Raw genomic sequence first — 22,803 nt, forward strand, 5'->3', positions numbered from 1 at the left:
AAGGACTTTCACGGAGCTACCGGGGTGCGTCCGCCCAGCCAGCGCCGGTAGCGCCGCAGCGCACCCCGCTGCAGCAGGGTTTCCCGCACCAGCGACCCGACCGGACCGATGCCCGGACGCGGGTTCCGGCCCGCCCCGAGGCGGCGCAGCTGCTGCCGGATCCGCGCCATGCCCGCGGCGGACGCGACGGCCTTGTCCGCGATCCGCACCGGGGTGAGCACGACCCGGGCCGAGGCATCGTGCCGCCAGCGATTCGGCAGGCCGGGATCCATGGCCAGCGCGCTGCCCATGCCCACGAGATCTATTCCGCCGGAAAGGATTTCCTCGGCCACCGGCAGCCGGGCGACCCCGCCGGTCAGCATCAGCGGCACCGGGCTGGTCGCGGCGAGATCCTCGGCCAGCCCGAGGAAGTACGCCTCGCGCGAGCGGGTGCGCTCGTCACCGGCCTGCCCGGTCATGGCGGGGGCCTCGTAGCTGCCGCCGGAGAGTTCGACGACGTCCACGCCGAGCGGGGCCAGCAGCGCGATCACCGCGGCGGCATCGTCGGCGTCGAAGCCACCGCGCTGGAAGTCGGCGGAGTTCAGTTTCACCGCGACGGCGAAGCCGGGCGCGACCGCGGCCCGCACCGCCCGCACGATGTCGAGCAGCAGCCGTGCCCGATTCTCCAGCGACCCGCCCCACCGATCGGAACGCCGGTTGGACAGCGGCGAGAGGAACTGCGAGAGCAGATAGCCGTGTGCGGCATGGATTTCCACCCCGTCGAACCCGGCGGCCTCGGCCCGGCGCGCGGTCTCGGCGAAGCGGCGCACGGTCTGTTCGATCTGTTCCGCGTTCATCTCCACCGGCTCCGCGAACCGCCCGCTGTTGCGCCCGATATCGACCCGGATCGCCGAGGGCGCCCACGCGACGCCGGGCATGTCCGCGCGGATCTGCCGGCCCGGATGGTTGATCTGCATCCATACCCGAGCGCCGCCGCTCTTGGCCGCGGTCGCCCACTCCTGGAACGGTTCGAGCGGCGAATCCTTGTCCAGGACAACACCACCCGGACCGGTGAGCGCCTCGGCGTGCACCATGACGTTGCCGGTGATGATCAAGCCCGCGCCGCCGTGGCTCCAGCGGCGGTACAGCCGGAACAGGGCCTCACCGGGGAGCTGACCGGCCGCGGCCATGTTCTCCTCCATCGCGGCCTTGGCCAGCCGGTTCGGAATCGTCGCGCCGTTCGGGAGGGTGAACGGGGTGAACACCGGCGAGGTGCGAACGGCCTCGTCGAGCTCGCCCGAGGTAGGGGGTGTCACTGACATCGGTTGCTCCCACATGCGGTATGTTTACATTGCTAACATGAGGCTAGAAAGGAATGTAAGCAGTGTCAACTTCAGCGAAGGGTGGTTACCATCACGGCGACCTGCGAGCCTCGCTCCTGACCGCCGCGATGCGCATGCTCGAGGCCGGTGAACCGTTCTCGCTGCGCGCGGTCGCACGCGAGGCGGGCGTCTCCCCCACCGCGCCGTATCGCCACTTCGCGGACCGCGAGGCGCTCGAATCGGCCTTGGCGGCACAGGGGCTGCGCGACCTGAAGGCGGACCTGCTCGACGGACGCGAGTTGCCCACGGCGCCCGGCCAACTCGGCGATTTCGCGGTGACCTATGTCGAATTCGCCCTGCGCAGGCCGGCACTGTTCCGGCTGATGTTCGGGAACCCCTGCGACAAGTCCGACGAGGACCGAGCGGTGGCGGCGGAGGAGATCCACGAACTGCTGCGCTTCGGCATGGGACTGGTTTTTCCCGATGGCGATCGCGAAGCGCTGGCCGCGGCGGGCTGGGGTCTCGCACACGGTCTGGCCTGCCTGTATCTGGACGGCAAGCTGGCGGCGGACTCCGCCGACACGAGGGCCGATCAGGTGCGCGCGGCGTTCTCCGCGATCCTCACGACAGCCAGGTAACCGCGACATCCCGGGATGTTGACGATGCTTACATCTACCCCTAGCCTCATCGATGTAAGCATCGTCAACATGAGGGGGTTGGTATGGCACCCACAGCACAACAGGTCGTCGTAGAGCTGGGCGGCCGTTCGGTCGCCGTCCCGAAGGGCGGACTGTACGACCGCTACCGGATGAACACGGATCTGGACGCCGTGGCGACGGATCCGCGGGTCAGCGGGGTCGACTTCTTCCGGCGGCTGCCGAAAACCCGCGTCGACTCGCCGATCGGGCCGACCTGGACACCGAACTTCTACTACCGGATCTCCACCGCGCGCCTGACGATGATCGCGCCGCTGCCCGCGATCCGGAAACGCCTGCCCCGGGAACTGGCTCCGCTGCGACTCGCGCCCGGACTCGGGCTCGTGTCGGTGATGTTCTTCCGCTACGAGGTGTGCGACATCGACTTCTACACCGAGGCGGCGGTCGGCATCGGCGTGCGGCCCGCGCGCCACGGCGGCGCGGGATTCCTAGATCTGCTCACCGGCCTGAAGAACGATCACCTGCATTCGTATGTGCTCTCGCTGCCCGTCAGCAGCGACATCGCCCAGGTGCGCGGGCACGACGGGTACGGATTCCCCAAGTGGGTCACCGACATCGACGTGGACATCGACGACCGGCGCGTCGCGGCCCGGGTCGCGAACGCGGACAGCGATACTGACGTGAGCTTGTCCGCGCGCACGCCGCGGCAGACCGAAGTCGGCTCGGGTGAGCGGGTTTCGAGCCTGACCTCGTACACCACGATCAACGGGGCCTGGCATTCGACCTCGAGTCAGACCAACGTCCTGTCGACCGGCGCCGCACATCTTCCCGGAGGAGTGGATTTGCGACTCGGCGCCGGACGGATCTCGGACGACATCCGCTCACTGCGACCGCTGCGGACAATTCGACTCGACGTCATGACCGCGGGGCAGAACGCCCTGCACATGCCCGTTCCCACATCCGTCCGGTCGGCCGGATGAGCACGAAGACGATCGAACACATCACCCCCGCGACCGCACCGGAGGAAGGTCAGCCATGGTCGAGCGCATATTGACCGTCGTCACCAACGTGGGCCACTACGACGACCCGTCACATCCGACCGGGTTGTGGTTGTCCGAGCTCTCGCATGCCTGGGATGTGTTCGCCGCGAACGGATTCGAGCAGACCCTGGTCAGCCCGTCCGGCGGGCACGTTCCGCTGGAGCCACGGTCGCTGAAGTTCCCCAACTACGACAGGTCCGCGAAAGCCTGGCATCGAGACCCGGCACGAATGGCGTTGCTGGAGAACACCGTCGCCCCCGAGGAGATCGACTCGAACGACTATGACGCCATCTTCTTCACGGGCGGGCACGCTGTCATGTACGACTTCCCCGGCAACACCGGGCTGCAACGACTCACCCGGGAGATCTACGAACGCGGCGGGATCGTCGCCTCGGTCTGCCACGGTTACTGCGGGTTGCTCGAGACCACGCTGTCCGACGGGAGTCACCTCGTCGCCGGGCGAAAGCTCACCGGGTTCGCCTGGCAGGAGGAGGTGCTGGCGCGCGTGAACCAGCTCGTGCCCTACAACGCCGAGGCCGAGATGAAGAAGCGCGGCGCACTGTACGAGAAGGCCAAGCTGCCGTTCGTTCCGTACACCGTCGTGGACGGGAATCTGGTGACCGGGCAGAACCCCGGCTCGGCCAAGCGGACGGCGCTGGCGATCGCCGACCGGCTGGGCTCGAAGTAGTCTCCGCGACGCCGGGGGCGATGCTCGCCCTCGCGGCGCAGATCAGGCTTACGATTCTCGCGGGTGGCGGCACGGGCCGTCGTCGTCGAAAGAACGGAGACCGCCGTGAACGTCGCGCTCCTGGTGATCGGCATCGTCCTGGCGGTGCTGGTCGTCCAGCTGCTCTGGATCGTTCCCGTCGTGCTCCACTTCCGGCGCGAGAACGAGCGGCTCGATCGGGAATTGGCCGCGAGCATGGCCGCCGAGACGATCATTCGGCCCATGGAACGCGGTAGCTACCGGGGCTCCACGGTCCCCGGTGCGCCCAAGGTCAAGAACACCGGACAGATGGGGCTCCACCGCCCGCCGGCTCGTCTTCCGCACCGCCACGTCGCGACTCGTCGAGATTCCGGTGTCCGCGATGACCGGCGTTCGCGAGTCCAAGGGTTTCAACGGCGCGGTTCACGGGGGCACGACCCACCTCGTCGTCACCACGTCCGATGGCGAGTACGGATTCATCGTGGCCGATCCCGCGGAGTGGACAGCCGTGCTCGACGGGGTGGTTCAGCGCTCACGCTGAGTCCTGTTCCGGCCGAACAGTTATCACTCGGCCGGGCGCTGACGGGGCTCGACAGCGCTCGGCAGGACTCCAGGAGAATTCGGGCGACGAGCCCGTCCAGGCCGGCACACCGTCTACCGGCGTGGCGGCCGGGTTCGCCTGGAGCACCGCGTGATCGAGTGCGGTGATCAGCAATCCGGTTGCGGCAGTATCAGTTCCGGCTTCTCAAAACCGCCGATCTCCCGCTCCAGCAGTTCGGCCAGGCGCAACGGGGTGCGGTCTTCGAACATCGGGCCGATGAGCTGCACCCCCACCGGCAGGCCCGCCGGCGAGCGGCCCGCCGGGATCGCGGTTGCGGGCAGACCGGGCATGGTGGCCACGCCCGCCCAGACGAGCTGGTCGAAGTACGGGTGGTCGGCGCCGTCGATATCGATACGACGGCTGTCCAGACCGCCGCTGTGGTCGTGCGGGAACGCCGGGGTCGGCGTGATGGGGCAGACCACGGCGTCGAACTCGGCGAAAAGCCTGCGCCACTGATCGCGGTGGATCTCGCGGATGTTGTTCGCCTCGACCCACTCTCGATGGCTGAGCACCATGCCGCGCAGGCGCGCCGCGTCGAGGGTCCGGTCGGCCGGGCTCAGGGTGGCGGCGTGGGCTCGCAGCTGTTCATAGACGTCGGCGGGCAGATTGGCGGCGGCGTTCGACATCATCAGGAGCATGTAGGCCGTCGCGGCCTCGGTGAGATCCGGGAGCAGCGAGCTGTGCCGTTCGACGCGTGCACCGGCGTCGATGAGGGCCTGGGCGACCCGATTGACGCCCGCCCGCACCGCCGATCCGGTGGGGATGAGCGGGTGATCCTCGATGACCAGGACGCGGAAGTCCGGGAGTCGGTCGTGCCGCGCGGGGGGAAGCGCGATGTCGTAGCCGATGCCGTGGGTGAGGGGGTCGGGGCCGGCCATGACGTCGAGCAGCCGGGTGAGGTCGCGGGCCGTGCGCGCCATCGGGCCGACAACGGCGAGATCGAGGTCGATCGGCAGCGGTTGCGCGGGCGGTGCGACCATGCCGCGGGTCGGGGCGAGGCCGAGGGTCGGTTTGTGCGCGTAGACGCCGCAGAAGTGCGCCGGGGTGCGCAGGGATCCGGCCAGGTCGGAGCCGATCGACAGGGGGCCGAAGCCCGCGGCCAGGGCGGCCGCCGAACCGCCGGACGAGCCGCCGGAGGTGCGGCTGTGATCCCACGGATTGTTGGTGACGCCGTAAATGTCGTTGAAGCTCTGGATATCTCGCAGTGTCATCGGGACATTGGTCTTGCCGAGCAGCACCGCGCCCGCGGCTTTCAACCGCGAGACCTGCACCGCGTCCTCGGCGGCGATATGGTTCGCGTACTGCGGAATGCCCCAGGTGGTGGGTAGTCCGGCCATGTTGTAGGACTCTTTGACCGTCACCGGGATGCCGAGCAGCGGGCCGTCCGCGCCGCGGGCACGGGCGCGGTCGGCATCGCGTGCGGCGGCCCGTGCCCGGTCGAAATCAGGCACGCAGATCGCGTTGATCGCCTTGTCCGCACGCTCGATTCTGGCGATCGCCTCGTCGGTGAGTTCCACCGAGGTCACTTCACCCGCACGCAGAGCGGCGCCGAGTTCTCCGGCCGAAAGAAAGCTCCATTCCATGAATTCGACGCTAGCGGCGGGTTGCCGGAGCCATAAAATGCTTTCGACGGCAACCCCGCACGACCCGGAAAACCGAGTCGTCACAATCGAATCGGGCCGGTCTCGGTCGCGAGCGTGGCCAGCGCGCGGATGGCGGGGTTGTCCGCGGTGCTTCGCCAGACGAGCGCCCACTGCAGCGCGGGGGCGTCGGGCATGGGCAGGAAGGTGATGCCCGGCGGACTGTTGTAGCGGGCCGCGATCTCACCGAGCGGATGCACGCACTGCCCGGTGGCGACCAGGGACAGGAGTTCGTGGAAGGTGCGGGCGATCGGGCCGCGCGGAATGCGGCGTCCCAGTGGCGTGTGCGTGGGAACCATCGCCGCGACCCAGTATTCGGGCGCATCGGGTCCCAGGTCGGCGACCCGGTTGTCCGCCAGGTCCTCGAGCGAGGCGACGCCCCGCGCGGCCAGCGGGTGCTCGGACGACACGGCCAGCACCCGGCCGCCGGTGAGCACGGTTGGGCCGACCGTGAGATCGGGCTCGGTGACCGGGAGCCACAGCACGTTCACGTCGTTGTCGCCGGCGCGCAGCGATGTGAAGGCGTCGACGCCGTTGATCTCGGCGAAGCTCACCTCCGCGCCCGGGTGCCGGGTGGCATAGGCGTCCAGCAGGGTGCGCAACTCGTGTCCGGCGTGCCCGAACAGGCCGAGTCGCAATGTACTACCGCTGCCGATCCCAGCCGCTTCGGCGCGCGCGAGCGCCGCGTGCAGCAGGTCCTGAACCTGCTGGAGATCCTCTCGCAGGCGACGGCCCACGGGGGTGAGCCGCACACTGCGGCTGGTGCGGTCGAACAGTTCCACCCCGATCCGCCGCTCCTGTTTGCGCACCGCCTGACTGACCCGCGCCTGCGACACGTGCAATCGCTCGGCGGTCCGGCCGAAGTGCAATTCCTCGGACAGGGTCAGGAAGATCTCGATGTCGCGTAGCTCCACTGATAACTCCAGGGTTATTGATAGGTGCACGAACCCTACCTTGTTCGACGCCTGACCTGCCTCGATGCTGAAACAAGCACCGGGGACCCGCCCCGAACCAGCTTTCCCGCAACGCAATTGGAGCAGCACGTGAACGTCGCACTATGGATCGCCGCCGGTCTGCTGGCGGTCGTCGCCTTCGCAGGCGGCCTGACCAAGACCTTCCTGCCCAAGCAGAAACTGGCCGCCGCTCACGGTGGGGAGTGGACCGCCGACTTCACGCCCGGCTTCATCAAGACCCTGGGCGTCGCCGAATTGCTGGCCGCCCTCGGGCTCATCCTGCCCGCGGTCCTGGACATCCTCCCGATCATGGTGGTCGTGACCGCCTGCGCGTGGATTCTGCTCATGATCGGCGCGATGCGGACCCACGCTCGGCACCACCAGCCCAAACTCGTTGCGGTGAACGCGATCTACCTCGCCCTGGCGGTGTTCATCGTCGTCGGCCGGCTCGCCCTCGAGCCGTTCTGATCCGGCCCGCCGGGCCCGCGCAGGCGTCTTCCGCTGCACCACAACGTACCGAGGAGGCCGCCGCCGGCCGGGTACGATGAAGTGACGTGATTTCGAAGGGGGACGTCATGTCATCGGACACTCATCCGGAGCAGGTCGACGATCCGCGCGCCAAATGGCGGAAGCTACCGCCCGAGCCGGCGCGGTACGTCGAGGAGACACAGGTCGACGGGGGTTCGTCGAACTACACGGTTCCGATGGTCGACCCGGCCCAGGACTTCATCCGGCTCTACGGCGGATAGCGCGGTATCCGAGGCTCCCGGCATGCCCGGCCGGAAACCATTGCCCGACAGGGTCTTACAACGCTGCCGGGCGTCAGGGCGTGGCCACCCTGGCGAATCGGCCGCTAGCGGCACGAGGCGCTGACTGTTAGCGTCCGGAGTATGTCTCGGCGGGGGAACGATTGTTGTTGTGAGCGTGCTGCTTCGAGCATCGTGGCGGGTGCGCTGTGACCGATGCGGGCACGCGATGGAACGAGATTCGCGACATCCTGAATCGAGGACGCAGATCGACCGGGCATTTCGCGATCGCGTCGGTGGACGCCGACGGCGTCCCCAACATCACACCCGTCGGCACGGTGTTCTTTCGAAACGACCGCACCGCGTTCTATTTCGACCAGTACACCTCGGCCCTGACCAGCAATCTGGAAACGAATTCCCATGTCTGCCTGATGGCGGTCGATCGCGGCACGTGGTTCTGGTTCCGGTCGCTGTTGTCCGGCCGATTCCCCGCCGCCCCGGGCGTACGCCTCTACGGAACGGCGGGGCCACGCCGCCCCGCCACCGATTCCGAACTCACCCAGGTCCGGCGGCGCGTAAGGCCGATGTGGATATTCAGGGGCGGGCGCATGCTGTGGTCGGACTTCAGCCACGTTCGTGACATCACGTTCACCAGTGCACGGCCCGTGCGATATCCGGTGATGATGTCGCATTTGAATCAGGCGGACTCGGTACCGCTTTCCGACCCCGAGACGGCGGATCAACAGGCGGTCGATGCCACGCCGGACCGAAACGACTACGCGGCCGCGACGCTTCGAAAGGTCTGGTCGGTGATCAGATAGGCGTTGTTCACCGAGGATCTGGTGAGGGTGAAGGACGTCTCGAAAGCATGAAGGTCCTCGGCCGGTTTTCGCACGAGCCCTCCGCTCACTCGAAACACCGTGGACGCGATCGTATCCGGCTGGACCTCAACGGCATTCACGGCATAGCCCGCCCGCGGAAGCCGGCCGAGTCGATCGACGATCGCCGGTGGGCCCACGTAGGCGCTGTCGTCGAGGGTGAGTACCGCGTCGGCGGCGTACCAGAACCGCAGCGCACCCTGCCGAGCCGTGAGCTGCGCGAAATACAGCGCGGCGAACGCCTCGGCGTTGTCCCGGGTGAAATGGTTGTCGATCGTGTCGTCGGTCATGGCAGTCCTCCTGGTCAAATCCAGGAAGTGATCCGAGCGAAGGTCGGGACGGCTCTCCGCCGTGGCCGCGAGTGCCGTGACGAGTGTGTACAGGTCGCGCATGGCATCCAGTCGCACAGCGAGGCAATCCCGATGCGCGGCCAGAACCTGCGCCATTGGTACGCCGCCCGCGAGCACCTCGCCGATCCGGTCCAGGCCGAGCCCCAGCCGGCGTAGTGCCAGCACCTGATACAGACGCTGGACATCGGCGTCGCTGTAGAGCCGGTGGCCCGCACCCGTGCGCGCGGCAGGGCGCACGAGCCCGAGGCGGTCGTAGTGGTGCAACGTCCGAACCGTTAGTCCGGCCTCGGCGGCGAGCTCACCGACTTTCCACACCTGCTCGACCCCGTCTCGTCCATCCGCATCGAACCCACCTCCCCCGGCGCACTTCGCGCGGGTACCGAGGACGTTAGGACCTGACGTTACGTCAGGAGCAAGCCGAATGGGTCAGACCGGGGGCAGCAGGTCGCCGGCGCTGACCGTGTAGGTCAGTGGCGGGTAGCGGAAGTCTGTTTCGGTGTTCTCTCGGCGACGGAGTTGGTAGAACTCTTTCCGCTGGGATTCGTCGGCCGGGGTCAGGCGGTCGCCCTGTGGGAGATGGGGATGGCCTTCGTGGAAATGGATGGCGGTTTTCGAGGTTCGGAAAGTGATGCCGAGCCAGTCGTTTTCCGTTGTTCGAGCCGATGTGTCGAGGACGATCTTGTGTTTCACGAGCTGGTTCGTGGCGACGGAGAACACGACGAAACCGTTGTGGGACAGGGGGATCTCGAATCTTTCGGTGGATCCCTTCGGTTCGACGATCAGTTTTCTGGGGGCGACGGGACCGGGGTGGCGGTAGCAGGAGAAGACGGCGATATGGGACTCGTCGGCGAGATCCAGGGCCTGGTCCGAATGGCCGCCCATCGTGGCGTAGGCGTTCGTGTACGTCTCGACGAGCGCGTTGTTGAAATCCGCGGGGAGGCCGGCGTGGGAGCAAATACGCTGTGCCAGTTGGATATGCACCGGCCGGAAGCGCTGGGCCGGGTTGGCGTAGCGGGTCGTGGTGCGGACGAGCGGTATGGAGCCGTCCGCGGCGGGGTTGGTGAGGGTTGCGCCGCGCCTGCCTTTGCCCAGATCTTCCCAGTGGATCGAGTCGTACAGCTCTGCGAACGGGTTCTCCTCGAACGGCAGAGCGTAGGAGGAGATCCCGTGCGTGTGCTCACATTCGGGGAGCAACGTAGTCCCCCGAATTCATGCTGAAGAGGAATCGGTCGCCGTAGTCGATGTGTGCGGGGGTCTTGTTCTCCTCGGAATACAGCCTGCGGAGGTCGTCCATGCCCTCCGGTGTGGGCGGTTCCAATTCCACCCGGCCACTCGGCCGCTCGAGGAATGTGCGGCCGTCCTTGTGCACGGCTTCGGTGCTCGAGCACCGAACCACGTAGCCCAACCGCGTCGGCAGCGACTCGGCGTCCAACGCCGAGGGCCGGATCTCGTGGGTGTACAGGCGATTGGTGGACAGCGGCATGAAGAAGACAGAGCCCGGGTAGAGGGTGAGCTCGAACTGCGCGGGCAGGTCGGCAGCCTCGGTGACCGAGTCCTTCAGCCGGAAACGAAGTTTGGTCAGCCCACTGGTGTTTCGCACGCCCCGATCGAAGCCGTCGCCCGCCAGCGGGCGCAGCTCGTCGAGCCCGTCATAGAACGTGCAGAAGGCCATGATGCCGTTGCCCGGCATGTCCTTGGTCTTGTCGGCGTGGGCCGAGATCTTGGCTTTGGACTGCTTGCGCTCGGCCGTTGCCCGGGTGTTGTGGTAGACCTGCGCGAGCACATGATTGAGTGGCGCATGGTCGCGAAAAATGTTGTCGGCCTCGCGATTCAAGGCGTCGACGATGCTCGTGTCCGTCGGCCCGAAATTCTCCGTCGGACCCGAGAGGTTCGTGGAACAGCGCAGCAACCGGAAATGCAGCTCGTCGCCGACCCGGGTGACCGGGGTCAAATAGATGCCGCTGCGGTGAGCGGCCCCCGGCTTGGTCGACTCGGTCAGCGACTGGAACTCGTGCTCGGCACGGATCCGGCCGAAGTGGCCGTCCGCCGGGTCGAAGAAGCGGCGGTAGAACACGCCGACGTCGTGTATGCGAACGGGTACCCGGCCGGGGTCGATCTCCGCGGACAGTGCCGCAGCCGCCGGCGAAACCCCGGCTCCGAGGCCGTCGCCTATCTGGGCTTCAGTTCTATTCGTCATGCGGCACCCGCCATTCGCTCATTATCGGTGGCGCGGGATGACCCGGCCTCCCCTGCCTCCGCGAGGTGAGCGTAGCGGTCGGCGGGGTCACTGTGCGACCAGTTAGATTTTGGATGATTACGGGGGCGGAATCCGCGCGATTCTGAACTGACTTCTTGTCTGAATATTGTTGTATCACAATGGGATTGGGCTATTGCAGGTTGCTATCGAGGAGTAGAATAGGGGTATGAATTCAGGAGGGGAAACCACCATCGCGCAGAGTGTCACCGCACACGCTGCCATCGTGGAGAACCTGCTCGAATCACCTCTGTTCTCGCTGCCCGATGCCGAGTTCATCGAGAAGATGCAGGAACTCGAGACCAGTTTCCGCATGCTCGAAGCGGTGAAGCAACGCTTCGTCCTCGAATGCGGCGTGCGAGGGTTGAACACGCAGGCCGGAGTGAAGAGCCTGATCGTGTTCCTGCAACAAACCCTGCGGATCTCCCATTTCGACGCCGCCGCCCGAGTGCGCAACGCCGACCGGCTCTCCACGGTGTCCGAAGGGTCGTTCCAGCGGCCACCGGTGTTCCCGCACATCGCCGCCGCCCAACGCGCGGGAGAGATTTCCGCCGAGCATGTGCAGGCGATCGTGAAGGTCCTGGACCGGATCCCTGACAGTGTGGAACCGAAGCTGAAGGAACTCGCAGAGAAGACGTTGACCGACTTCGCGTGCGTCGGTGACCCGAAAGGGGTGACCCAGGCCGGTATCCGAGTCCTGGCCTACGCCGACCCGGACGGGGTGTTGACCGCGGACAAGGACCGGCAGCGGATGCGCGGGATCTGCATCGGCCGTCAACGTGCGGATGGGATGTTCCCGATCTCGGGGTTGCTGACCCCGGAGTTGGGTGCGGTGTTCCTGCCGATGTTCGCCAAGTTCGCGCGACCCGGCATGTGCAACCCTGATGATCCCGAGAGCCCGCACACCACCGCGCAACTCGGGATCGACACCGAAACCGAAGCCGATGACAGTGACGCCGATGCTGCCACCGTCGCTGCTCGGAACGTGTTGCGGGCTGCTGCCAAGCGTGACCACCGCAGTGAAGCGCAACGCAATCATGATGCGCTGCTGCGGTTCCTGCACCCCGATATGGGGCCCACCAAGCTCGGGTACCACCGTGGGCTGCCGGTCTCGACCGTGGTCACCATGCGCCTGACGGACCTGGAGCAGCGTACCGGGCTCGCTACCACGAACACCGGTGGGACGCTCTCGATCACCGAAGCGATCAGGCTGGCCGCGCGTTCGACCCCGTACCTGGTGATCGTGGATGCCACCGGCCGTCCATTGCACCTCTCCCGTGGTCAACGCCTGGCATCGGCAGAGCAGCGCCTGGCACTCACCGCGGTCGAGCGGGGCTGCACCCGCCCCGGATGCGACGCCCCCGCCACCCGCTCCGCCGTGCACCACATCAAGGAATGGGCTGATGGCGGCGAAACGGACATCGAGAACCTGACCTTCGCGTGCGATGCCTGCCACGCACAGATCAACACTGGTCCGAACGGCTGGAAAACGATCACCATGCCCGATGATTCGGAGCATCCGGGCAAAACCGGGTGGATACCACCACCCCATATCGACCCCGCTCGCAGACCCCGGGTGAATTTCCGTCATCACCCGCGTGTGCCGAGTCCTTCGGGGATCCCGGGTATCCCGACGCGGCGACTCTGCTAGAGCGCTGCCCCACAGCTGAAACCCAAACCCCAAAGCCCAACCCGAAAGAGCGGCATCGGTGTTCACTCCAGTGGCCGACGTAGCCGAGACCCACACGCACCCTTCATCTTCCGACGGGGTTCGGGAGAACAAGCAAGAACAACGAGGCAATGCTGGTTACCTCGCCTGCCGTACCCGACCTCGGCTCCCCAGCTGAGAGCCTGTTCACCCTCCCAGCCTGGCTGGATGGCCGTAGGAACCTTCTCGAGACCTACAGACAAAGATCCGTCATCGCTGAATGCTGGTACTGCCTCAGAGGGTGATCGTGGTGAGCGGTAGTCGAACCGAGGGTTGGTTCGCACCCCCGCCGGTGGTGGATCACGTTTATCAGCCCGGTAGGGCTGGTACCGCCATCGAGGCTCCGAACCGGACCCCGCTGGAATTCCGTTATCCAGGCTGCTTTGCCCCGGGAGGGCTGGAACCGCAGCCCGCTCACCCCGACCGCACTCCGCTGGTTCTCGTTATCCAGGCCGCTCTCCCTCGGGAGGGCTGGAACCGCAGTCGAGCCTCTCAACCGGTCCCCGCTGGTATCCCGCTATCCAGGCTGCTCCGCCCCGGAAGGGCTGGAACCGCAGCCTTAACTCCCCCACCGAACTCGGCTGGTACTCGTTATCCAGGCCGCTCTTCCTGCGGTAGGGCACCCAACCCGCAGCCTGTCCCCCAAAGCTGTTTCCCGTTATCCAGCCGCCCCTGAACGCGACCATCTCCCAACGTTCCGATACCCCCGAGAACCGGCCGCGCATACCAAGATTCAGCCCCTCACGACCCAGCGAGACGCAACCTACCCCAGAATCAGATCCGTAGCAGCCGCACTGATTTCAGCCCGACTACCCGTCTCCGGAGTCACAGCAATCAGATAATCCGCGATCATCAGCGAGAACGCCAGCAGACTACGAGCCTCCACCTCCCGAGGGTCCTCATGCAGGGTGCCGATCAGCTCACGAAGATAAGACAGCCGACTGTTGTCCACCCGTTCCAGACGGGCGCCCACGGCAGGATCGCGGCGCGCCCATTCGCGCACTGCCAGATCGATCGGCATGAGGTCCTTCGAGAGAGTCCAGCGGCCGGCCTTACGGACTTTGGACCTGGCATCGCCGCTGTCTTCAGCCAGGCGGCGCAGGACATCATCGATGGCCCGATGCTCCCACGCATCCAGGACTGCGTCGAGTAATTCCTGGCGGCCCGCGAATTGGCGGTAGAACCCGCCGCGGGTGACGCCCAGTTCCGCCGCAAGGGTTTCCACGCGAATGGCGTCCGGGCCGGAGGTGGACAGGATGCTCAGGGCGGCGTCGATCCAGGCCTGGCGGGGAGTTCGCACCGGAGGGGCCATCGGCAGTCAACCAATCAGTCGCAGGGGGTCTTGATTACATCATCCTCGATAGATACAGTACTGTCCTGTATCTATCGGCGCTGGCGATAATCAGCGTCCTACCTGCGACTATCGATGGGCAAAGACATGGCGCGACACGAAGTGCATGAGCGGAACGACCTCATCGAGGGGGCACGCGTCGAGAAGATCGAACTCCGCCCGGACGAACTCGCACTGAGCACGCTGGCCGATATCGGGCACATCGACGCGACTCTGCTCCACATCGCGAATGCCGACTCGCATTCGGCCGAACAATGGGCGCGGATAATCCTCGAAGGCGCATCGGCGGAGATGCGGGCCGATCTCGAGCGGGCCTGGCAGAAGATCGCGCTGCGGCGGCATCCGATCGGCGCGGCGCGCACCGTGCAGGGCTGGCCGATTGCGCATATCGAGCTCGATTACGCACTGCTGCAGGTGGCATCGGACTTCGGGTTCGAGGGACAGCTGCTGTTCCGGCGGGATGCGCGGGGTGTGCTGCTGGCAACGTTCATCCGTTTCGATGAAGCGGCGGGGCGCGCGGTGTGGGATCTGGCGCTGCCCGCTCACCTGCGGTTCGTACGAACGCTGCTGGAGGGTGCTCACGCGCGGGTCACAGCCGAGCGAGTGGATGGCTAGTCGACTACCGCGCGGGCACAACAGCATTCATTCGGCTCCGGCGCATGAGCCGGAGTCCACTCCACAGAGAGCGAAAGCGAACAACATGACCACGAATACCGATGTCGTCGTGATCGGCGGCGGATATGCCGGCGTAATAGCTGCCAATCGCCTGACCAAGCACGATGGCGTCACGGTCACTCTGATCAACCCGCGCTCGGAATTCGTCGAGCGAATTCGCCTGCACCAGTTGGTCACCGGATCCGACGATGCGGTCATGGACTACCGCGAACTGCTGGCTCCGAGAGTTCACCTGCTGGTCGATACCGTCACACTCATCGATCATGATGTCCAGCGACTCGAACTCGCGAGCGGCGGTGATCTCGGCTACGACTATCTGGTCTACGCCGCGGGCAGTGGTAGCGCTGATCCGCGGGTATCGGGTGCGGCCGAGTTCGCCTATCCGATAGCTACTTTCGAGGAGGCCGAGCGACTGCGACCGGTGCTGCGCGCGACTCCGGATGGCGCACCGGTCACCGTTGTCGGCGCGGGTTCCACCGGACTCGAGATCGCGACCGAACTGGCCGAGGCGGATCGCACGGTCACAATGGTCTGCGGGGACAGTTTCGGGACGTACCTGCACCCCAAGGCACGACGCTCGGCCGTCAAACGATTGGCCGAACTCGGTGTGACGGTGCTCGAGGGACCCACCGCTCGGGTCACCGCTGTCACCCGGGATGCCGTGCATCTGGCCGACGGTGGCGAACTACCGAGTGCGGTGACCATCTGGACCGTCGGCTTCGGCGCACCAGATCTGGCCGCTCGCAGTGGCCTGAGTACCGATGCCCAGGGCAGACTGCTCACCGATGAGACTCTGACCAGCGTCGACGATCGGCACATCGTGGCCGCGGGTGACTCGGCTGCCCCGTCGAATCTGCCCTATCGCATGAGCTGCCAGGCCGCGCGGCCACTGGGCGCGCACGCCGCCGACACCGTGCTGGCGCGGATAGCGGGTGATCGCCCCGAGGCCATCCGCCTCGGTTTCGCGGGTCTCTGCCTCAGTCTGGGCCGCCGCGCGGGCATCTTCCAGATGGCCGACCGCGACGACACTCCGAAGTGGATGTACCTGGCCGGACGCCCCGGCGCCACGATGAAGGAGCTGGTCTGCAAGCAGACGGTCAAGGAATTGGCGACCGAGGCCCGCAAGCCCGGCGCTCTGACCTGGGTGTCGGATCGAACCCGCGCGGCCCGGCTGCGCGAGCGCCGCGACGCGGTTCAGCCCGCCCGCTGACGCCGACCGATCAGGCGGGAAGCACCTCGAGCCCGCAATCCGCCCCGTCGGTTCGCCGTCTCCGATGCCGACCGGGTCGAACCAATGCCCGAACGCGAGCCCGGCTCCGGGAAACTCCACGATGCGACACCACCCTCCGGCGTCGGCCATCGCACGAACCCCGGAACGCGAATCGGCCCGCCGGAATCCCCGGCGGGCCGAAGCACCGTGGCGCTCAGCATCCCGAAATGCCGTGCATCACAGTGCGGGTCACCCGACGCCACACAACGCGGGTGGTGAACGGCTGTGACGAGCACAGCGTGATGCGCCCGTCGGCGATCACCCTTTGTGGTCCGTCACAATCGGTTTCACCTCACGCGCTCAGCAGTGCCGCCAATTCGTCTGCCGCGATACGCAATTGCGCGGCGAACTCGTGCATTTCGTGGGCCACCGACTTCGGAGTCGCGAGGTACAGGTTCCAGTGGTCCGGCAGTAGCACGTAGGCGATGCCGATACAGGTCGGGCTGGTGGAGCCGAAACCGAAGTACTGGATGTTGACCGAGGGAGCCGAACTGGTGCTCAGGTAGTCGTCGCGGCTGATGCGCCAGCCGGGACTGTCGTAGAACGCCATGGGCGCCGTCGCGCCCAACTGCTCGCCCCGGCGGCGCTGGAGCAGTTGCAGTTCCCACAGGTGCTGCTCGGGAGCCTCTCCACGCTGGCATTCCTGGGCGCGCTGCACGTGCGCGGTGGCCGCGGCGCGGGCCGCGGCCAGCTTGGTCTCGGCATCGGCGGCCGGATCCTGCATGGCGGCAACGAAATCCAGGATTTCGGTGGTCACCACGCGCATGGCCTCGGTGCGGCCGTTGCGGTACTGGCGGGTCGCGATCGATTCGTAGGTCGCTCCGGTCAGGCCCTTGCTGCGCCGGTGCGCGAGCTGATAGCTCAACTGCGCGAACGCGTCCGGGGAGATGCCCAGGGTCTTGACGAACGAGGTACCGAAATCGAAGGACACCGTGGAGGTGGCGGTATCGGCCGCGAACTGCGCGAACGCGGCTGCGGCGGAAGCGATCACCGCTCGGTGCTGGGCTTCGAGGACGAATTCGATGGGCTCGATCGCGGGCAGTCCCTGCGCCTGGGCGCCGGACCGCTCGGCGTGCACGCTCACCGGATCCTGCAGCAGTGTGTCGACGAAGGACAGGATGGTGGTGCCGTCCAGACCGCAGTGCTCGACATTGATGCCGGCCTGTCCATCGGCGAATACGACGAAGGACACCGCCTTGTCGAACCAGCGATTGCCGCTGTCGCCGTGCAGGAGCTGATCGCACGCGTGCAGGGTGTCGCGCGGTGCGAAATCCTCGAGGCAGACGCAGAACAGTGCCGTCTCGATGGTCTCGAAGACCTCGGCGTTGGTGGCCAGCAGTTCCGTGCGCACCGGCGCCCACTCGACACGGGCCAGGGTCGTCAGATGCCCGGCGGAGGCGTTGACCGCCGCGCGCCGCGCGCCCGCCTTCATGACCGCCTGCAGACCCGCCGTCAGATCCTCCGGGGTGTAGGGCGCTCCGCCCGGGCCCAGTGCATCCATCCGGAACATGTTGCCGCGGTAGAAGACCACGATGTGCCGGGCCTGTGAGTGCCCCGGCCATTCCTCGGTGTACGGCACTCGCACGGTGTCCTGCGGTTCCCCGGGAATTCGAGTCTCGGAGAACAGGAACTTGTTCTGCGCCATATTGAGCCGCTGACCGCGCTGGGTGACCGGCGGGATCTCCTCGGCGTCCAGGCGCAGCTTGTAGTCCACCGCCGCGGTGATGAGCGCGGCGGCCCGCTCGGCCTGATCGGCCGAGGTGGAGGCCGCCAGCGCGGTGTCATCGTGGAAGAGGAAGAAGAAGTTCGCGTTGAGCGCGATGCGATCACGCCGGCCCAGGTAGCGGGCGGGCCAGAACTCGTCGAGCCAGCTGCCCACACCGGGTTCCGCGTCGAATCGCTGCAGATCCGCGTGCAGGGTGCGAGCCGGGCTGTCCGGGCGCAGCAGATCCTCGACGGCCGCCGCCGTGGCGGCGTACTCGTCGCCGGTCAGCAGCGGTGCACTCCAGTGCAGGAACCGGGTGCAGCTCTCCTCGAGCGTGGGCAGCGGCACCCGCGGCAGCTGGTCGTCGTGGGCGAAGGTCCGTTCGCTCAATGCTTGTCCTCGTGGTCGGATGGTCAGGGGTGATCGGTGGCTAGATCGGGTGACGGCCGGGACAGGTACAGCTGGGCGTAGAGCCAGCCGTCCGATTCCAGGTCGCCGGTGTCGATATCCTTGGCGGCCAAGCTGTTCAGCACCTGTGCCTGTTCCTCCTCGGAGGCGAAGCGGCGCTGCCGGAAGGCTCCGGGCGCCAGTTCGGTCTGATATCCGAGGGTGGCCAGGCGAGTGGCGATCGGGTCGAACGAGAACATGCGCAGGACGAAATGCGCCATCCAGGGCAGCTTCCCACCGTGCGCGCGAGCCACGCGCAGCAGGGTCCGATCGGTGACGTAACCGACGCATCCGGTGGAGATGACCAGATCCGCGGTCGCCAGGGTCCGGCGCTGGGTCTCGGTGGGATCGGCGGCCTCCAGATCGGCGTGCACGGTGGCGTGCAGGAAACCCGCGGCGCGCGCGTAATCCAGTGCGGGACTGGAGGAATCCATGCCGATGAAGCGTACCCCGGGTAGCTGATCGTGTTCGAGCATCCGGGCCCGGTCGCGGGCGATGAGCTCGACCGAGTCCAGGGCCGCGTGCGCGCGGTAGCTGCCGAACAGGTCGGTCATATCGGTGTCCAGGCGCAGCAGCGCGGCGTTCACGCCGTACGAACAGCCGATGTCCAGGACGGTCGGGGCGGTGATGCCGGTGGCGGCGTGATGGTCGAGGAGCAGCTGCTGGAAGTGCGGCTTGGCCAGTTCCGGTATCCGATAGTCCAATTCGGACATTCGGGCGAGGTATGCACGCGGATCGGGACGGGTGTAAATGTCGTCGAACGAGGCTTTTCCGGTGCTGTGCAGGACGGTGCTGCGGGACGAGGCTGGCACGTGCTGGTCCTCTTCTCAGTCGAGCAATCTAACGGTCGAGCGGTCGAGCGGTGTCAGTCGAGTGCTCTCAGTCGAGCAGGCCATCGCCGCGAACGGCCGCGGCGGCGAGGTGTTCGGAGGTGACCCGGCCGAACAGTTGGCGTGAGCGCTCGGCGGTGCCGATTACGCCCGGAATGTCGCTGTAGGCGAAGATGACCGAATGTCGTTGCACCGCACCGCCGACGGGCGCCACGCGGTGCAGGGAGAAGCGGCCCTGGAACAACTGCAGATCGCCGGGGCGTAACTCGAGCTTGCGGACCAGCTGATCGCCCTCGTCGCGCAGCACCGCGTGCACATCGTCGAAGTTCTCCGCCGTACGCGATCGAATGTTCGGGCAGTACTCGAAGGTTCCGCCGGATTCGGGCTCCTGGGTGAGCATGCTGACGGTGAACTCGTTGGTGTCGAAATGCCAGGGGTGCGACATTCCGGGGGCGACGACGTTGAGGCACAGGCCGGCCAGTGGATCGGTGTACTCGTGCAACGTGTCCAGCCCGAAGCAGTCGGCGATGAACTGCTGGAAGCGCGGATGGGTGTAGAGCCGGTGCACGAGCGCCTCGGCCGGAATGAGATCGCGGGCCACGAAGGCGTTTCCGCGTTCGAGCACCATGCGCCCGGGATGTCCGGCGGGCAGTTCGGTGTCGAGCGGGATGTTGTACGCGTTGACTCGCTCGACCGCGTAGTAGGCGTGCGGTGCGAGTGCGACCCCTTCGGTGCGCAGGGTCTCGATCAGATCGGACCGGATGAAGCCGCGCAGCACCGTGCAGCCGTCCGCCGCGAGATCGGCGCGCGCGGCCGACACGGCGGCGCGCCAGCGTTCGCTGCCCGGTTCCCCGAGCGGATAGCGCTGATTGTCCACTCCCGGAACGGGTGTGCCGATCCCGTCGGCATCCGACTGATCACACGCGTCTGTCCTACCCCCGGTCGCAGCCATGTCGATCATTCTTGCCTCAGAATTCGCCGACACGCCCGAGATGCGACCCAATTGTGGAAATTCACATTTCCTGTGCACCAACAGTTTTCATGCGCCACATTGCGGTATAAGATCTCGGCGCGCCGCGCGGCACCCCGCCCCCTCGCAGCGCGGAACGACGGCTGCGCACGGCGCGCCGCGAGCCGCTACAGTGCGGCGCGGTACCGCTCGATCAGCGCGGCGGTCGAACTGTCGTGCTCCCCGGCCGACTCCGAGCGCAGCTCGGCGTGAATGCGCCGGGCCAGCGTCTTGCCCAGTTCCACGCCCCACTGATCGAAGGAGTTGACGCCCCAGATCCAGCCCTGGGTGAACACCTTGTGCTCGTACAGCGCGATGAGCTGACCCAGCGTGTACGGGGTGAGCCGCGGTATCAGCAGGGTGTTGCTGGGCCTGTTGCCCGGGAATTCGCGGTGCGAACCCGAATCCCGCTGCGGCGCGGGCTGTCCGAAGGCCAGCGCCTCGGTCTGGGCGAACAGGTTGGCCATCAGCAGATCGTGGTGACCGGACAGCTCGTGCGCCGGTTCGAGCACCCCGATGAAGTCGCCCGGCACGAGAACCGTTCCCTGGTGCAGCAGTTGGAAGAAGGCGTGCTGACCGTTGGTTCCGGGTTCGCCCCAGATGACCGGCGCGGTGTCCACGGTGAGCGGGGAACCGTCACGGCCGGTGGACTTTCCGTTGCTCTCCATGTCGAGCTGCTGCAGGTACGCGGGCAGCCGCGCGAGGCGCTCGTCGTAGGGCAGCACCGCGTAACTCTGTGCCCGCCAGAAGTTTCGGTACCACACCCCGAGCAGCCCGAGCAGTACCGGCAGGTTCGCGCCGAACGGCGCGGTCCGGAAATGCTCGTCCATCGATCGTGCACCGGCCAGCAGTTCGTGAAAGCGGCCGGGACCGATCGCGATCATGAGCGACAGGCCGATGGCCGAGGGCAGGGAGTAGCGCCCGCCGACCCAGTCCCAGAACTCGAACATGTTGTCCCGGTCGATACCGAACTTCTCGACCTCGGCCGCGGCGGTGGACACGGCGACGAAATGCTTGGCGACCGCGCCGGGATCGTCGGTGCCCGCCAGGATCCACTCACGGGCGGTGTAGGCATTGGTCAGGGTCTCGACCGTGGTGAAGGTCTTGGAGGAGACGATGAACAGGGTGGTCTCGGGCTCGAGATCGTGCAGGGTCCGCGCGAGGTCGTGGCCGTCGATGTTCGAGACGTACCGGACCGTGAGGGTGTCGAGGCCGAATTCGCGCAGCGCCTGGTACGCCATGGCGGGCCCGAGGTCCGAGCCGCCGATGCCGATGTTCACCACGGCGCGGATCGGCGCGCCCGTCGCGCCCCGCCATTGGCCGGTGCGCACGCGCACCGCGAACGCGCTCATCTCGGCCAGGACGGCGTGGACGTCGGGCACCACGTCGTGACCGTCGAGGATGATCGATTCGCCGGCGGGCGCGCGCAGGGCCGTGTGCAGCGCGGCCCGGCCCTCGGTGGTGTTGATGGGGGAACCGGTGCACATGGCCTCGATTCCGGCCCGCAGACCGCGCTCCTCGGCGAGCGCGACCAACAGGTCCAGGGTGCGGGCGTCGACGCGATTCTTCGAGTAGTCCAGCACCACGCCGTCGTGTTCGGCCGTCATGGCCGGACCGCGCCGGGGCTCGCGCGCGAACAGCTCGCGCAGGCTCACCCCGGCCAGTTCCCGCTGCTTGTCTTCCAGTGCCGCCCAAGGCGTTCGGTGATCGGTCACGGCCGTGCTCACTTGACTTTGGCGATGACGTTCTCGCCGTACCAATTGATCATCGAGATCTTGTGCTCGAGGGTCTCGGTATCGTGTTCGGCGACATAGGGATTGCGGAAGCCCACGAGCGCGTCGGTGATGCCCTTGTCCTCGAGACGCTTGACCCCGTCGGGGCTGTAGGCGTCCAGGGAGACCGCGTGGATCTCGAAATCGCGGGGATTGTCACGCTCGCTGCGCAATTCGTTGATCCGGGCCAGGTACTTGTCCAGGGTTTCGGCGTCGCCGCCGGCGTGCATCCAGCCGTCGCAGAGCCGGACCGCGCGGCGCAGGGCCGGATCGCTGTGCCCGCCCAGCAGGATCGGCAGGGGTTCGGTGGGCGCGGGGGTCATCTTGATCTTCTGGATGTCGTAGAACTCGCCGTGGTACTCGAAGAACTCACCGGTGGACAATCCGCGCACGATCTCGATGCACTCGTCCATGCGCCTACCGCGGCGCGCGAAGTCGACACCCATGATGTCGAAATCCTCGGGCCACGGGCTGATGCCCACGCCCAGCGCGAAGCGGTTGTTGCTCAGGCGGGCAAGCGAACTCGCCTGCTTGGCCACCAGCACCGGCGGGCGGATCGGCAGTTTGATGACGAACGGGGTCAGGCGCAGGGTGGTGGTGGCCGCCGCGATGGCCGCCGAGAGCACGAACGCCTCGATGAACGGCTTGTCCTCGAGGAACTCGCGATTGCCGTCCTCGTTGTACGGATACTTGGAGTCGGATTCGGCCGGGTAGGCAACGCTGTCGGCGATGGTGATGCTGTGGAATCCGGCGGCTTCGGCCGCCTGCGCGAGGGGGACGTAGTAGTCCGGATTGGTCATCGCCTCGGCGTAGGTATAACGCATGACAGATCCTTTCGGGGTGCGCGAGAGAGGCGAACGCCGCGATGGCGTCGCCCGGTGCGCGGGTCGATAGCGGTCGAACGGGAACGG

Annotated in this window: 22 protein-coding genes; 10 read left to right on the forward strand and 12 right to left on the reverse strand. The window is 66.7% G+C overall.

Annotation, left to right across the window (positions count from 1 at the left end):
* Nucleotides 1–8: 8 nt before the first annotated feature.
* Nucleotides 9–1,301 carry an NADH:flavin oxidoreductase/NADH oxidase family protein gene (locus ACFVBH_RS20275; protein ID WP_379003353.1) on the reverse strand — a complete coding sequence of 431 codons (1,293 nt, stop codon included), beginning with the start codon at nucleotides 1,299–1,301 and terminating at the stop codon, nucleotides 9–11.
* Between the two features lie 62 nt (nucleotides 1,302–1,363).
* On the opposite strand from ACFVBH_RS20275, the gene ACFVBH_RS20280 reads away from it, so the two are divergent.
* The 4 genes from ACFVBH_RS20280 (at nucleotide 1,364) to ACFVBH_RS20295 (ending at nucleotide 4,244) form a co-directional block, all read left to right on the forward strand.
* Nucleotides 1,364–1,939 carry a TetR/AcrR family transcriptional regulator gene (locus tag ACFVBH_RS20280; RefSeq protein ID WP_379003356.1) on the forward strand — a complete coding sequence of 192 codons (576 nt, stop codon included), beginning with the start codon at nucleotides 1,364–1,366 and terminating at the stop codon, nucleotides 1,937–1,939.
* Nucleotides 1,940–2,022: 83 nt separating this feature from the next.
* Nucleotides 2,023–2,937 (forward strand): acetoacetate decarboxylase family protein, encoded by a 915-nt coding sequence (locus ACFVBH_RS20285; protein WP_379003358.1) that lies wholly within the window; start codon nucleotides 2,023–2,025, stop codon nucleotides 2,935–2,937.
* 55 nt (nucleotides 2,938–2,992) lie between these two features.
* Nucleotides 2,993–3,685, forward strand: a complete 693-nt coding sequence (locus ACFVBH_RS20290) for a type 1 glutamine amidotransferase domain-containing protein (protein ID WP_379003362.1) — start codon at nucleotides 2,993–2,995, stop codon at nucleotides 3,683–3,685.
* A gap of 400 nt (nucleotides 3,686–4,085) precedes the next feature.
* On the forward strand, nucleotides 4,086–4,244 hold the full coding sequence (locus tag ACFVBH_RS20295; protein ID WP_379003364.1) for a hypothetical protein: 159 nt from the start codon (nucleotides 4,086–4,088) through the stop codon (nucleotides 4,242–4,244).
* A 167-nt stretch (nucleotides 4,245–4,411) separates the two neighbouring features.
* Here ACFVBH_RS20295 and ACFVBH_RS20300 read toward each other — a convergent pair whose 3' ends face one another.
* Both ACFVBH_RS20300 and ACFVBH_RS20305 read right to left on the reverse strand, forming a co-directional pair.
* A complete protein-coding gene (locus ACFVBH_RS20300) occupies nucleotides 4,412–5,887 on the reverse strand; it encodes an amidase (protein WP_379003366.1) in 1,476 nt (491 codons plus the stop codon).
* Between the two features lie 80 nt (nucleotides 5,888–5,967).
* The gene (locus tag ACFVBH_RS20305; RefSeq protein WP_379003368.1) at nucleotides 5,968–6,858 is read right to left on the reverse strand and encodes a LysR family transcriptional regulator; all 891 of its coding nucleotides are present in this window, start codon (nucleotides 6,856–6,858) and stop codon (nucleotides 5,968–5,970) included.
* A gap of 129 nt (nucleotides 6,859–6,987) precedes the next feature.
* Here ACFVBH_RS20305 and ACFVBH_RS20310 point away from each other — a divergent pair, with 129 nt between their 5' ends.
* The 3 genes from ACFVBH_RS20310 (at nucleotide 6,988) to ACFVBH_RS20320 (ending at nucleotide 8,464) form a co-directional block, all read left to right on the forward strand.
* Entirely contained in the window at nucleotides 6,988–7,365 is a 378-nt protein-coding gene (locus ACFVBH_RS20310; RefSeq protein ID WP_354990486.1) for a DoxX family protein, read from the forward strand.
* A gap of 107 nt (nucleotides 7,366–7,472) precedes the next feature.
* The gene (locus ACFVBH_RS20315) at nucleotides 7,473–7,646 is read left to right on the forward strand and encodes a hypothetical protein (protein ID WP_379003373.1); all 174 of its coding nucleotides are present in this window, start codon (nucleotides 7,473–7,475) and stop codon (nucleotides 7,644–7,646) included.
* 206 nt (nucleotides 7,647–7,852) lie between these two features.
* A complete protein-coding gene (locus ACFVBH_RS20320; RefSeq protein WP_379003375.1) occupies nucleotides 7,853–8,464 on the forward strand; it encodes a pyridoxamine 5'-phosphate oxidase family protein in 612 nt (203 codons plus the stop codon).
* Here ACFVBH_RS20320 and ACFVBH_RS20325 read toward each other — a convergent pair.
* The 3 genes from ACFVBH_RS20325 to ACFVBH_RS20335 form a co-directional block, all read right to left on the reverse strand.
* Nucleotides 8,419–9,186 carry a MerR family transcriptional regulator gene (locus ACFVBH_RS20325; protein WP_379003377.1) on the reverse strand — a complete coding sequence of 256 codons (768 nt, stop codon included), beginning with the start codon at nucleotides 9,184–9,186 and terminating at the stop codon, nucleotides 8,419–8,421. The two genes, ACFVBH_RS20320 and ACFVBH_RS20325, sit on opposite strands and share 46 nt — an antisense overlap.
* 111 nt (nucleotides 9,187–9,297) lie before the next feature.
* Entirely contained in the window at nucleotides 9,298–10,065 is a 768-nt protein-coding gene (locus ACFVBH_RS20330) for a hypothetical protein (RefSeq protein WP_379003379.1), read from the reverse strand.
* The gene (locus ACFVBH_RS20335) at nucleotides 10,049–11,068 is read right to left on the reverse strand and encodes a hypothetical protein (RefSeq protein ID WP_379003381.1); all 1,020 of its coding nucleotides are present in this window, start codon (nucleotides 11,066–11,068) and stop codon (nucleotides 10,049–10,051) included. Before ACFVBH_RS20335 ends, ACFVBH_RS20330 begins: the two co-directional genes overlap by 17 nt.
* A gap of 226 nt (nucleotides 11,069–11,294) precedes the next feature.
* On the opposite strand from ACFVBH_RS20335, the gene ACFVBH_RS20340 reads away from it, so the two are divergent.
* Entirely contained in the window at nucleotides 11,295–12,776 is a 1,482-nt protein-coding gene (locus ACFVBH_RS20340) for a DUF222 domain-containing protein (protein WP_379003384.1), read from the forward strand.
* Between the two features lie 820 nt (nucleotides 12,777–13,596).
* Here the strand turns inward: ACFVBH_RS20340 and ACFVBH_RS20345 are convergent.
* On the reverse strand, nucleotides 13,597–14,145 hold the full coding sequence (locus ACFVBH_RS20345; RefSeq protein WP_379003387.1) for a TetR/AcrR family transcriptional regulator: 549 nt from the start codon (nucleotides 14,143–14,145) through the stop codon (nucleotides 13,597–13,599).
* Nucleotides 14,146–14,271: 126 nt separating this feature from the next.
* Between ACFVBH_RS20345 and ACFVBH_RS20350 the strand changes: the two genes are divergently transcribed.
* On the forward strand, nucleotides 14,272–14,799 hold the full coding sequence (locus tag ACFVBH_RS20350) for a hypothetical protein (RefSeq protein ID WP_379003390.1): 528 nt from the start codon (nucleotides 14,272–14,274) through the stop codon (nucleotides 14,797–14,799).
* 85 nt (nucleotides 14,800–14,884) lie between these two features.
* The gene (locus ACFVBH_RS20355) at nucleotides 14,885–16,069 is read left to right on the forward strand and encodes an NAD(P)/FAD-dependent oxidoreductase (RefSeq protein WP_379003392.1); all 1,185 of its coding nucleotides are present in this window, start codon (nucleotides 14,885–14,887) and stop codon (nucleotides 16,067–16,069) included.
* A 352-nt stretch (nucleotides 16,070–16,421) separates the two neighbouring features.
* Here ACFVBH_RS20355 and ACFVBH_RS20360 read toward each other — a convergent pair whose 3' ends face one another.
* The 5 genes from ACFVBH_RS20360 to ACFVBH_RS20380 form a co-directional block, all read right to left on the reverse strand.
* Nucleotides 16,422–18,224, reverse strand: coding sequence for a choline/carnitine O-acyltransferase (locus ACFVBH_RS20360; RefSeq protein ID WP_354987647.1), 1,803 nt, complete (start codon nucleotides 18,222–18,224; stop codon nucleotides 16,422–16,424).
* Nucleotides 18,225–18,247: 23 nt separating this feature from the next.
* Nucleotides 18,248–19,093, reverse strand: a complete 846-nt coding sequence (locus tag ACFVBH_RS20365) for a class I SAM-dependent methyltransferase (RefSeq protein ID WP_354987648.1) — start codon at nucleotides 19,091–19,093, stop codon at nucleotides 18,248–18,250.
* 67 nt (nucleotides 19,094–19,160) lie between these two features.
* Nucleotides 19,161–20,063 (reverse strand): arpA protein, encoded by a 903-nt coding sequence (locus tag ACFVBH_RS20370; protein ID WP_379003395.1) that lies wholly within the window; start codon nucleotides 20,061–20,063, stop codon nucleotides 19,161–19,163.
* Nucleotides 20,064–20,248: 185 nt separating this feature from the next.
* Nucleotides 20,249–21,847 carry a glucose-6-phosphate isomerase gene (gene pgi / locus ACFVBH_RS20375; RefSeq protein ID WP_379003398.1) on the reverse strand — a complete coding sequence of 533 codons (1,599 nt, stop codon included), beginning with the start codon at nucleotides 21,845–21,847 and terminating at the stop codon, nucleotides 20,249–20,251.
* The gene (locus ACFVBH_RS20380) at nucleotides 21,844–22,716 is read right to left on the reverse strand and encodes a TIGR03619 family F420-dependent LLM class oxidoreductase (protein WP_379003400.1); all 873 of its coding nucleotides are present in this window, start codon (nucleotides 22,714–22,716) and stop codon (nucleotides 21,844–21,846) included. The genes pgi and ACFVBH_RS20380 overlap by 4 nt, the downstream gene beginning before the upstream one ends.
* Between the last annotated feature and the right edge of the window lie 87 nt (nucleotides 22,717–22,803).

Origin of the sequence: Nocardia sp. NPDC057668 (genome assembly GCF_042799795.1) — a bacterium.
In the GTDB taxonomy this organism is placed as follows: Bacteria; Actinomycetota; Actinomycetes; order Mycobacteriales; family Mycobacteriaceae; genus Nocardia.